The 10,174-nt window shown below is 72.5% G+C and carries 11 protein-coding genes, 1 tRNA gene and 1 pseudogene; 5 read left to right on the forward strand and 8 right to left on the reverse strand.

Annotated features, from left to right (window positions below):
• Nucleotides 1–147: 147 nt before the first annotated feature.
• The 4 genes from JFN87_RS29155 to JFN87_RS29170 all read right to left on the reverse strand — a co-directional run bounded on the left by JFN87_RS29155 (nt 148) and on the right by JFN87_RS29170 (nt 2,922).
• On the reverse strand, nt 148–1,008 hold the full coding sequence (locus JFN87_RS29155) for a hypothetical protein (RefSeq protein WP_209344856.1): 861 nt from the start codon (nt 1,006–1,008) through the stop codon (nt 148–150).
• A gap of 167 nt (nt 1,009–1,175) precedes the next feature.
• Nucleotides 1,176–1,838, reverse strand: coding sequence for an aminodeoxychorismate/anthranilate synthase component II (locus tag JFN87_RS29160; protein WP_209344858.1), 663 nt, complete (start codon nt 1,836–1,838; stop codon nt 1,176–1,178).
• Nucleotides 1,835–2,014: a hypothetical protein gene (locus JFN87_RS29165; protein ID WP_209344861.1), complete on the reverse strand. Its 180-nt coding sequence runs from the start codon at nt 2,012–2,014 to the stop codon at nt 1,835–1,837. Before JFN87_RS29165 ends, JFN87_RS29160 begins: the two co-directional genes overlap by 4 nt.
• Before the next feature lie 203 nt (nt 2,015–2,217).
• Nucleotides 2,218–2,922 (reverse strand): DUF881 domain-containing protein, encoded by a 705-nt coding sequence (locus tag JFN87_RS29170; RefSeq protein WP_209344878.1) that lies wholly within the window; start codon nt 2,920–2,922, stop codon nt 2,218–2,220.
• 226 nt (nt 2,923–3,148) lie between these two features.
• Between JFN87_RS29170 and crgA the strand changes: the two genes are divergently transcribed.
• Nucleotides 3,149–3,406, forward strand: coding sequence for a cell division protein CrgA (crgA, locus tag JFN87_RS29175; RefSeq protein ID WP_209344863.1), 258 nt, complete (start codon nt 3,149–3,151; stop codon nt 3,404–3,406).
• 299 nt (nt 3,407–3,705) lie between these two features.
• Here the strand turns inward: crgA and JFN87_RS29180 are convergent, their stop codons facing one another.
• Entirely contained in the window at nt 3,706–4,638 is a 933-nt protein-coding gene (locus JFN87_RS29180) for a rhomboid family intramembrane serine protease (RefSeq protein WP_209344865.1), read from the reverse strand.
• Between the two features lie 178 nt (nt 4,639–4,816).
• Nucleotides 4,817–5,344, reverse strand: coding sequence for a peptidylprolyl isomerase (locus JFN87_RS29185; RefSeq protein ID WP_209344867.1), 528 nt, complete (start codon nt 5,342–5,344; stop codon nt 4,817–4,819).
• 304 nt (nt 5,345–5,648) lie between these two features.
• On the opposite strand from JFN87_RS29185, the gene JFN87_RS29190 reads away from it, so the two are divergent.
• Nucleotides 5,649–6,332 carry a DUF5324 family protein gene (locus JFN87_RS29190; RefSeq protein WP_209344869.1) on the forward strand — a complete coding sequence of 228 codons (684 nt, stop codon included), beginning with the start codon at nt 5,649–5,651 and terminating at the stop codon, nt 6,330–6,332.
• A 61-nt stretch (nt 6,333–6,393) separates the two neighbouring features.
• Here JFN87_RS29190 and JFN87_RS29195 read toward each other — a convergent pair whose 3' ends face one another.
• Complete coding sequence (locus tag JFN87_RS29195; protein ID WP_209344871.1) at nt 6,394–6,873, reverse strand: DUF6344 domain-containing protein; 480 nt, start codon at nt 6,871–6,873, stop codon at nt 6,394–6,396.
• A gap of 445 nt (nt 6,874–7,318) precedes the next feature.
• Between JFN87_RS29195 and JFN87_RS29200 the strand changes: the two genes are divergently transcribed.
• Nucleotides 7,319–8,149 carry an SAM-dependent methyltransferase gene (locus JFN87_RS29200; RefSeq protein WP_209344872.1) on the forward strand — a complete coding sequence of 277 codons (831 nt, stop codon included), beginning with the start codon at nt 7,319–7,321 and terminating at the stop codon, nt 8,147–8,149.
• 68 nt (nt 8,150–8,217) lie between these two features.
• Here the strand turns inward: JFN87_RS29200 and JFN87_RS29205 are convergent.
• Nucleotides 8,218–8,290 (reverse strand) — tRNA-Ala (locus tag JFN87_RS29205).
• A 146-nt stretch (nt 8,291–8,436) separates the two neighbouring features.
• Here JFN87_RS29205 and JFN87_RS29210 point away from each other — a divergent pair.
• Together JFN87_RS29210 and JFN87_RS29215 are read left to right on the forward strand one after the other, a co-directional pair.
• Nucleotides 8,437–8,982, forward strand: a complete 546-nt coding sequence (locus tag JFN87_RS29210; RefSeq protein ID WP_209344874.1) for a helix-turn-helix domain-containing protein — start codon at nt 8,437–8,439, stop codon at nt 8,980–8,982.
• Nucleotides 8,983–9,028: 46 nt separating this feature from the next.
• A pseudogene (locus tag JFN87_RS29215) lies at nt 9,029–10,066 on the forward strand (serine/threonine-protein kinase); the annotation flags it as partial.
• Nucleotides 10,067–10,174 lie beyond the last annotated feature (108 nt).

Below are 10,174 nucleotides of genomic sequence, written 5' to 3' on the forward strand. Positions count from 1 at the left end.
CCCCCTGTCGTACGTGCAGAAGGGGCGCAGATTCCGCGTGTCCAGGTGTGCGCCGCCCACCAACTAGGTCACTCCCCGAAGCTATTACTCGGAGAGGTCGGGCCTGGCCGACACGGTCAGCATGTGCGAGCTGCTACGAGCCCACGGCTAACGCCAGAGCTGCTTTGGCCCATCGCCGACCCACATGGGGAGTGCTGTCGTCAGGGCTCCGGCGACGGGCGCGGCGGCGGCCGGGGCCGCCTCGTCGGCGCCGACGGCCCGCCGTATGTCGCCGGCCCGCAGCCCGACGGTCTCCTGATCGACGGGGGGCCGCGCCGCCTGCGGTGCTTGCCCGGCGTCCGAGGGCGCGGACGGCGCGGTGGGCGCGGACGGCGCAGGGGGCGTCTTCGGCAGGTAGGCGGTGGCCGCCTCGCCCTGGGGCGGCTGCGGCGCCTGGGGCGGCGGGCCCGCTGGCGGCGCCTGATCGGCGTCGGGAGCGGGGACGGCCTGCGCGGGTGGCGTCCTCGGCAGGACGCCGGTGGCCGTCTCGTCCTGCGGCGTCTGAGGCGCCCTGTGCGACGGAGCTGAGGGCTGGCCGTACGCGGACGCCGCGGACCGCCGTGACGCGGGTTCCGGCTCCGGCTGTGGCGGCCGGGGGGTTCTCGGCAGGAACGCCGTCGGCGCCTCGCCCCACGGCTGGGGGCCCGGCGGCCGCGCGGGCGGTTCCTGCGGGCTCTGGGGCCGTCCCGCGTGCCGCGCGGGCGGGGGACCCGCCACGGGCCCGCCAGGCGCCCCCACGGCCTGCGGGGCGGGCGAGGGCGCGGGCGGCGGGGCCTGGCGGGCATGCTTGCCCACCGGGCGCGCCACGGACCCCGCAGCGGGCGCCGCGTCGGGCGCCCCGGTCGGCGTTCCGGGCCGGGTGGGCGGTATCGGCTCGGCCTCGCCCGACGCCACCGGGGCAGAGGGCGTGCGTGCGGCGCGTACGGCCTCGGGGAGCGGGTCCGTCAGCGGGTCAGCAAGTGCCCCCACGGCGGCCTCCAACGCGTCCTCGGCGCGGCCGGCATCCCTGGCGCCCCCGGCGCGGCCGGCATCGTCAGCACGGACGGCGTCCCCAGCGCGGCCCGCGTCCCCGAGGTCCCCGGGACCCCGGGCGCCTGCGGCGCCCCCCGCGCTCTCGTGCTCGGGGCGGAGCGCGGTCACGCGACGACTGCCTTCCCCACCACCGGCGCGAGACCGGCCGAACGCGCCACCGCGCCCGCGTCGCCGCACCGGGTGAGCCAGTTGGCCAGCATCAGGTGGCCGTGTTCCGTGAGCACCGACTCCGGGTGGAACTGCACGCCCTCGACGGGCCGTTCGCGGTGCCGCAGCCCCATGACGATGCCGTCGGGCGTGCGCGCGGTGACCTCGAGGTCGGCGGGGATCGTCGCCGGCTCGGCCGCGAGCGAGTGGTAGCGCGTCGCGGTGAACGGCGAGGGCAGGCCCGTGAAGACGCCCGCGCCCTCGTGGACCACCGGCGACGTCTTGCCGTGCAGCAGCTCGGGCGCCCGGTCGACGACGCCGCCGTACGCCACCGCGATCGACTGCATGCCGAGGCAGACGCCGAACAGCGGCAGGCCCGCGGCCGCGCAGTGCCGCACCATCTCCACGCAGACGCCCGCCTGTTCCGGCGTGCCTGGCCCGGGGGAGAGCAGGACACCGTCGAAGCCGGCCTCGCCGCCCGCGGCGCGGCCGAGTGCGTGGGACGTCGTCACCTCGTCGTTGCGCAGGACCTCGCACTCGGCGCCCAGTTGGTACAGGTACTGCACGAGGTTGAAGACGAAGCTGTCGTAGTTGTCGACGACGAGAACACGCGCGCTCATCCCGCGGCACCTCCGGATCCGCCGTCGACGGTCACGTCGTTGAAGGGCAACAGCGGCTCAGCCCACGGGAAGACGTACTGGAAGAGCAGATACACGACGATCAGGGCGAGGACGATCGAAATGGCCGCACGCACCCACGTGTTGCCGGGCAGATGCCGCCAGAACCAGCCGTACATGCCGTGCTCGCCGCCCCTTCGGTCCCTGCCGTCCCGGGCAGTTCCGCTCGTGCTCCGCTCGCCCCCAGACTAATCTGCGGCGGCGCCCCGTGCGCGGTGCATGGCTGAGCTGCCGAGGGTGATCGCGTTTGTGCTTCGTCACAGCGGCCCGGGCGGCTCACAGGCCGCGCACAGCCTGCCCGGCGGACCGGCGGGCGCGCCGGTCAGTGCACGGGCCGCGCGTAGTGCAGGTCGGTCGTGCCCGTGTAGCCGGGCAGGGTGGTGCGCCCGTCGTCGTGCACGTCCCAGCCGAGGCCGTACGCCTGTACGTACAGCAGGTAGTTCTGGATGGACGGAGCGGCGTCGATCGCCTTGTGCAGCTTCGCCGGGTCGCCCACCGCGGTGATCCGGTACGGCGGTGAGTAGACGCGGCCCTGGAGGATCAGGGTGTTGCCGACGCAGCGCACCGCGCTGGTGGCGATGAGCCGCTGGTCCATGACGCGGATGCCGCGCGCGCCGCCGTGCCACAGGGCGTTGACGACGGCCTGGAGGTCCTGCTGGTGGATCACGAGGTCGTTCGGCTGGGGCTGCGGGTAGCCGGGGGCGGCCGTGGCGTCCGGCGGGGCGTCGTCCAGGGTGACGGTGACGGCGTCACCGGACAGCGGGCGCGTGCCCGCGCGGTCCTCAAGCGCCCGCAGGCGCTTGTCCTCGGCGGCGCTGGAGCCGTCGTCGCGCTTGGCGAGCGCGTCGACGTCACGGCGCACGGCGGCGGCCGACCTGTCGAGGTCCGCGTTGTTGCCGCTGCGCTCCTGCACGAGGTCGGAGAGCTTGAGCAGGGACGCGTCCGTGCGGATGTCCGTGCCCTTGGCCGCGTTGGAACTGGCCACGAAGATCAGGCCTGCCAGGGCGAACACCGCGAGCGTGAGCAGTCTCACGGGCCGCGGCCGGCGCGTGCGCGCGGGGTGCGGACCCCGATCGCCGGGGGCGCGGGGGCCGGGTTCGTAATTGCTCAACGTACCCTTATCTCCTCGGGCGGCACGGAAGCACTACGCTAACGGAGCGCCCGGCCGGGTCGCGCGTCCCCCCGGCGTCCACGGGGCGCCGGCCGTTCAGTCCCCTGCGCGGTCACGCAGCACATCGACAGGAGAGTTCCTCGTGCCGAAGTCCCGGATCCGCAAGAAGGCGGATTTCACGCCGCCTCCGACCTCCAGGAGCGCGACGGACATCAGGCTGTCCAACCGCAACTGGGTGGCGCCGGTCATGCTGGCGATGTTCCTGCTCGGTCTGGCATGGATCCTCGTCTATTACGTGACGGGTGGAGACCTGCCGGTGAAGTCCTTCGGCAACTGGAACGTCGCCGTCGGCTTCGTCTTCATCGCGGCGGGATTCGGTTTCTCCACCCAGTGGAAGTAGCGACCCTCCGACAACTCGGTGGACTCGGTGGAGTTATCCACAGGCATTTCCACAGCAGGGGAAAAGGTCTGAAGATCTGTGGATAACTTCGCGGGAGGTTGACGCCGGTATGACCGCGGCCACGGCCGCGGGCCGGCCCCCCTCGCGTCATACCGAGCGCCGGAAACCGTGTCGCCGCAGGTCAGCGCCGTATCGTCACCCTGTCGAGCACGGTCTCGCCGCAGCACGGGCGCCGTCCCGGCACCGCGGGCACAGGATTGGGCACGTTCTGTGGACAACGCTGTGGGCAGAGCCCCACGTCAGGTGAGCATCGACGTTCTGACCAGGATCAGGACGACCGTGACGGCGAGGACTCCCACACAGCTCGCCGTCTGCACCAGCGTCCGGTACGCACGCGGCGCGTGGACCAGGCCGATCGCCATCAGCGCACCCGCGACCAGGCCGCCGATGTGGGCCTGCCAGGCGATGTTCGCCCAGAAGAACGTGATGAAGAGGTTGATCGCCAGAAGCGCGATCACCGGCCGCATGTCGTAGCGGAGCCTGCGCACCAGCACGACGGTCGCTCCGAACAGTCCGAAGATCGCACCGGAAGCGCCCAGCGAGGGCAGGAAGGGCGACGCGATCAGATACGTGAGCGCGCTGCCCGCGAGGCCCGAGATCAGATACAGAGCCGTGTAGCGCAGCCGGCCGAGCGCGGCTTCGAGCGGCGCGCCGATCCACCACAGGCTGAGCATGTTGAAGCCGATGTGCCAGATCTGGTAGTGGTCGAAGATCGACGTGAACAGCCGGTACCACTCGCCGTTCACGACGCCGACGCCCGACAGCCTGAGGTCCTCGGCCAGGCCGCCGTGCAGATGGACGGCGATGAACACCGCGATGTTGATCCCGATGAGGATCTGCGTCACCAGCCGCGGGTTCTGGCCCTGGCGCACGGGCGCGCCCGCCACCGTGCGCGGCGTCGTGTCACCCCGTCCGCCGCGCATCGCACCGCCGATCCTGGCCGCGGCTCCTGAGGGGACGGCCGAGGCCGCCGCACGGCCGGCCGACGGGGCGGCGGGCGCGGTGCCGCGGACGCAGTCGGGGCACTGGAAGCCCACGGACGCGCTGACCATGCACGCGGGGCAGATGGGGCGCTCGCACCGGGTGCACCTGACGCCCGTGCCCCGGTCCGGGTGCCGGTAGCAGCCCGGCAGGCCACTGCCCGCGGCGGCCGCCCGCTCTGCCTCGTCCATCGCTCCCACGGTCCTCTTCACGTCTGCGCGGCGTTCACGGCCGCATGGCGCCCGCCGCGCCCCGCCCGTCCCGGCTCGCGCCGGGCACAGCCACTCGTCGGGCTGTCTCCACTACACGGACGGGCGGGGCCGAAGGTTCCCGGAAGGGCCCAGGGGTCAAAACGCCTCCCGGAGGGGCTCAGCGCTGCTCGACGGAGACCGACTCGATCTTGACGTCCTGGAGGGGACGGTCCGTGCGCGGGTTGGTCTGCGAGCCGATGATCGAGTCGACGACCTTCTTGCCGGCCTCGGTGCTGACCTCACCGAAGATGGTGTGCCTGCGGTTGAGGTGGCCCGTGGGGACGGCGGTGATGAAGAACTGGGAGCCGTTGGTGCCCGGGCCCGCGTTGGCCATCGCCAGCAGGTAGGGGCGGTCGAACGACAGGTCCGGGTGGAACTCGTCGCCGAACTCGTACCCGGGGCCGCCGGTGCCGTTGCCCAGCGGGTCTCCGCCCTGGATCATGAAACCGCTGATCACACGGTGGAAGATGGTGCCGTTGTAGAGCGGCTCGGTCGTCTTCTGACCGGTCGCGGGGTGCGTCCACTCGCGACCGCCCGTGGCGAGGTCGACGAAGTTCTTGACCGTCTTCGGCGCGTGGTCCGGGAACAGCCGGATCTCGATGTCGCCGTGATTGGTCTTCAGGGTGGCGTAAAGCTGCTCGGCCACGATGTGCCTTCCGTAAGACTGCTCTGTCCTTCCCGATCCTCGCACGGAAGGCCACCCCGATGGGTGTGCGGGCATGCGAGAGGGCCCCGGAGCGCATTCAAGGCTTCGACGGGGGTACCGGGTAACGGCGTCCGGAAGCCTGGCACGGCCGGGCGGACGACGCAGAACGACGCAGACGGACGACACGGACGACGGAATCGTGACACGGATGCCTGTTAACGCATGCCGACGCGGACCGCGGAGGGCATGATTTCGAAAAGGGTGGACAGGCGACATATCGAACGCCACCGAGGAGGATGATCCTGTGACCCGCATGGACAGCGTGCGCGCCGCTACCGATTCAGCGAGGGAGAGCGTGCAGCACGCCGCGGAAGCGGTGGCTCCGTACGCCGGCACGGCGAAGGACCAGGCCGCGCTGTACGCACGTGAGGCACGCGTACGGCTCGCGCCGACGGTGTCGAAGGCCGCACAGCAGGCGCGCGATCAGTACGACGCGCTCCTGGCACCGCACGTGCCGCCGAAGGTCGATCTCGCCGCACAGAAGGCTGCCGCCCGTACGCGGTCGGCGGCGCGGCAGGCCGCCGAGTACACGGCACCCCGGGTGGAGCAGGCCAGGGCGGCCGCGGGGCCGATGGCCGAGGAGGCCACTGCTCGTTCCGCCGCGGCGTTCGCCGCGCTGCGCGGGCAGGTCTCCGTATCCGAGATCCAGAAGCTGGTGCGCAAGCACGAGCGCCGGGCCAGGGCGGGCCGCGTCTTCAAGGGGCTCGCCGTCCTCGGCCTGGCGGCCGGTGGCGCCTTCGCCGCGTGGAAGTGGTGGGACAAGCAGGCCAACCCGGACTGGCTGGTGGAGCCGCCCGCACCGACCGAGGTCTCCGACCGGCCCAACCTGACGTCGGTGGACGGCTCGTCCGGCGCGCACAGCGCGGACGGTGCGACCCTGGCGGACCCGGAGGCGGAACAGCAGGAAAAGAAGAAGAAGTCTTCCTGACCGCCGGCCGCGTGCACGGAGCTTCTCGAGGCGCCGGGCTTCCCGTGAGGGACCCGGCGCCTCACGCTGCCCCCGCGAGTGCGACGTCGGCCAGGCCGGAAGCAGCACGGCCGGAAGCATCAGAACCGGAAGCGCCGGGACCGGAAGCGTCGTCCTGCAGCGGAAGCTGGGCGGGGATCCTGCGGACGGAGGGCGAGGAGCCGTGGGCCTCCGCGGTGATGCGCTGCTTGATGGTGGGCGGCAGCGAGCGGTCACGCGGGGCGCGGGGTTCGAGCGCGGCGGGCGCGGGCGCGGATGTCCTGCGCCGGCTGCCGGCGGCAGGTGCCCCCACCGTCCCGCCCGAATCCACCCGTGGGGCGGGCACAGGCGCGGCGGGCGCGGGGACGGCGGTCTCGGCACCGCGGTCGGCGGGCTGGTCGGCCGGCTGCGCGACGGCGGCGCGGGCGGCAGCGGCGGGGGTGGTGAGGCCAAGCGTGGCGAGTACGGCGAAGAACGCGGTGATGAACGCGGTCCAGAGGTTCCTGACCTTGACGACGGCCATGACTCCTCGCTTTCGGATGAGAATCGGATCACACAACCGGTTCGTCCCGAGTTGCGCGATTTGAGTACAGTCCTCATCATGTGGACGCGCAGCCGAAAGCGGTGGAGATACGCCGTCATACGCGCAGTTCTTCGGATGAACACCACCCGTTCAGCCGATCCGGAGATGCGAAAAACGGAAAACCCTGCTGCGCGGCCCCCCTCCCCCTCCCCGCCCGGACATGCACAGCGCCACACCAACACCCTTTACCCACAGGCGATTTGACGCCTGAACGGACGGCCCGCCCCCGCGGCGCACGCATCGGCGCCCCGCGCAACTCGAACGATCCCGGCGAGGCACGGCGGGCGCTCCCGGTCCGCGCGCCCCGGATGCCTCGCGCCCCGGCGCGGATGCGCCGTGCACGCCGTGGGTAGAGTCCGAATCTCCGCCGGAGATCGGAGAGTTCATGGACGAGTCCTGGTGCAGCCCCCGTCAGCAGGTCGACACGTCGCACGCCAGCTCCGCACGCCTGTACGACACGTACCAGGGCGGCAAGAGCGGCTACGGAGTGGACCGCGACGTCGCGGGCGAGGTGGCCGCGCTGCTCGGCGACACCAAGCGGATCGCGACCTCCGCCCGCGCCTTCCACACGAGGGCGGTGCGCGCGGCGGCCGGCGAGCTGGGCATCGACCAGTTCCTCGACGTGGGTGCCGGCGTCCCCAACGAACCGCACACCCACCAGGTCGCCCAGGGCGTGCACCCGGGGGCCGCGGTCGTGTACGTCGACAACGACCTCGTCGTCCTCAGGCAGTCGGAAGCGCTCCTGAGCGGCGGTACCGCGGGCCGCACCGACTACGTCCAGGCCGACCTGCGCGCCCCGGACACCATCCTCAAGGAGGCCAGGCGGACGCTGGACCTCACGCGGCCCGTCGGGCTGATCCTCTGCTCCGTCCTGCACTTCATCACGGACGAGGAGGACCCGCGCTCCCTCGTGCGGGCGCTCATGGAGCCCCTCGTCCCCGGCAGCTGCCTCATCCTGAGCCACGGCACAGACGACTTCGCCCCCGCGGCCTGGCGCGCGGTCGAGGACATATACCGGCAGCAGGGCATCGGCACGCAGATCCGCGGCCGCGCGGCCATCGAGGCGCTGCTGGACGGCCACGACCCCGTGGAGCCCGGCCTCGTAGAGGTCCACCGCTGGCGCCAGGACCCGGCCGCGGCGCCCGTGGCCGGGGACGACCACGTCCACTGCTACGGAGTCGTCGCCACGAAGCAGGCGGACGAGAAAGCCCTCTGAACGCGCGTTCCGCGGTCCAGAGGGCATTTCGGGCGTAAGGCCTGCGTAAGGCCTACGTTAAGCCTGCGTGGAGCCTAGGGGAGTCGAACCCCTGACATCTGCCATGCAAAGACAGCGCTCTACCAACTGAGCTAAGGCCCCGTGTCCGGGAACAGCGTACCGGGTGCCGGCGGCGATTCCGCAAAAGGTCAGGGGCTCCCCGTGGCCGACCACGCTCCGTAGGATGCCCAGAAGGTTCGCGGCAGTGAAGCCGCGGCCGCCGCTTGGGGAAGCGATGGGGAGACGCGATGGACGCCACACAGCAGGAAACGACGGCCCGGGCCAGAGAGTTGCAGAGGAGCTGGTACGGCGAGCCGCTGGGGGCGCTCTTCCGCCGGCTCATCGATGACCTGGGGCTCAACCAGGCACGTCTCGCCCACGTACTGGGCCTCTCGGCCCCGATGCTCTCCCAGCTCATGAGCGGGCAGCGGGCCAAGATCGGCAACCCCGCCGTCGTTCAGCGCGTCCAGTCGCTCCAGAACCTCGCGGGCCAGGTGGCGGACGGCAGCGTGAGCGCAGCCGAGGCGACCGCCCGCATGGAGGAGATCAAGAAGGCGCAGGGCGGCTCGATGCTGACGACGAGCCAGTCCACGAACGGGTCGGGGGCCCCGACCGTGCGGCGCGTGGTGCGGGAGATCCAGTCGCTGCTGCGCTCCGTCGCCGCCGCGGGCGACATCATCGACGCCGCGAACTCGCTGGCCCCGACCCAGCCGGAACTCGCCGAGTTCCTCCGGGTGTACGGCGCGGGCCGCACCGCCGACGCCGTCGCGCACTACGAGGCGCACCAGAGCTGACGACAGGACGACCGGGCCGGCCGGGCCGGCCGAGGGGGCGTGCGGCATGGGCGAGGTGTTCGCGGGACGGTACGAGCTCGTCGACCCGATCGGACGCGGCGGCATCGGCGCCGTCTGGCGGGCGTGGGACCACCGGCGGCGCCGCTACGTGGCGGCCAAGGTCCTCCAGCAGAGCGACGCGCACACGCTGCTGCGGTTCGTGCGCGAGCAGGCCGTGCGCATCGACCATCCGCACGTCCTCGCGCCCGCGTCGTGGGCGGCGGACGACGACAAGGTCCTGTTCACGATGGACCTCGTCGCGGGCGGCTCGCTCGCCCACCTCATCGGGGACTACGGGCCGCTGCCGCCGCGGTACGTGTGCGTCCTGCTCGACCAGCTGCTCGCCGGCCTGGCGGCCGTGCACGCGGAGGGCATCGTCCACCGCGACATCAAGCCGGCGAACCTGCTGCTCGAAGCGACCGGCACGAACCGGCCCCACCTGAGGGTCTCGGACTTCGGCATCTCCATGCGCAAGGGCGAGCCACGCCTCACGGAGGCCGACTACGTGGTGGGAACGCCGGGCTACTTCGCGCCCGAGCAGCTGCTCGGCGCCGAACCCGACTTCCCCGCCGACCTGTTCGCCGCGGGCCTCGTCGCGCTCTACCTGCTGGAGGGGCACAAGCCCGACGCGAAGGCGCTCGTCGAGTACTTCGCGGAACACGGCACGCCCGGCGCCCCGCAGGGCGTGCCGGGACCGCTGTGGGACGTGCTCGCCGCGCTGCTCCAGCCCGATCCGCGCGCACGCTTCCGCACGGCGACGGGCGCGCGGAAGGCGCTCGCCGCCGCGGTCGAACTGCTGCCGCCCGCCGCGCGGGATGACGAGGCCGGCGCCGAGCCGGTCGAGGTGTTCGACCAGATAGGCCCCCTGCCGGCCGGCTTCGACGCGGCCGGGCCGCGGGGGCGCGTCGCGCCGGGCCGGGCCTCCGGCCCGGGCCCCGCTGCGGGTTCAGGGCCCGCGTCGCCTCCTGACCAGGAATGGGGTCCGGCTTCCGCTGCTGAGGGGAACCCGGAGCCCAGGCCCGCCCAGGCGCAGCAGCACGCGCCCGCTGATCGGGAGAGCTCACGTCTGAACTCCTGTCTCCGATGTATCTCGAGAGCCGGCTCCCGCCTGTAGAGAGGCGGGGGGGGGGGGGGGAGGGGGGGGGGGGGGGGG

The sequence above is a fragment of the Streptomyces montanisoli genome (genome assembly GCF_017813245.1).
Lineage (GTDB): Bacteria > Actinomycetota > Actinomycetes > Streptomycetales > Streptomycetaceae > Streptomyces > Streptomyces montanisoli.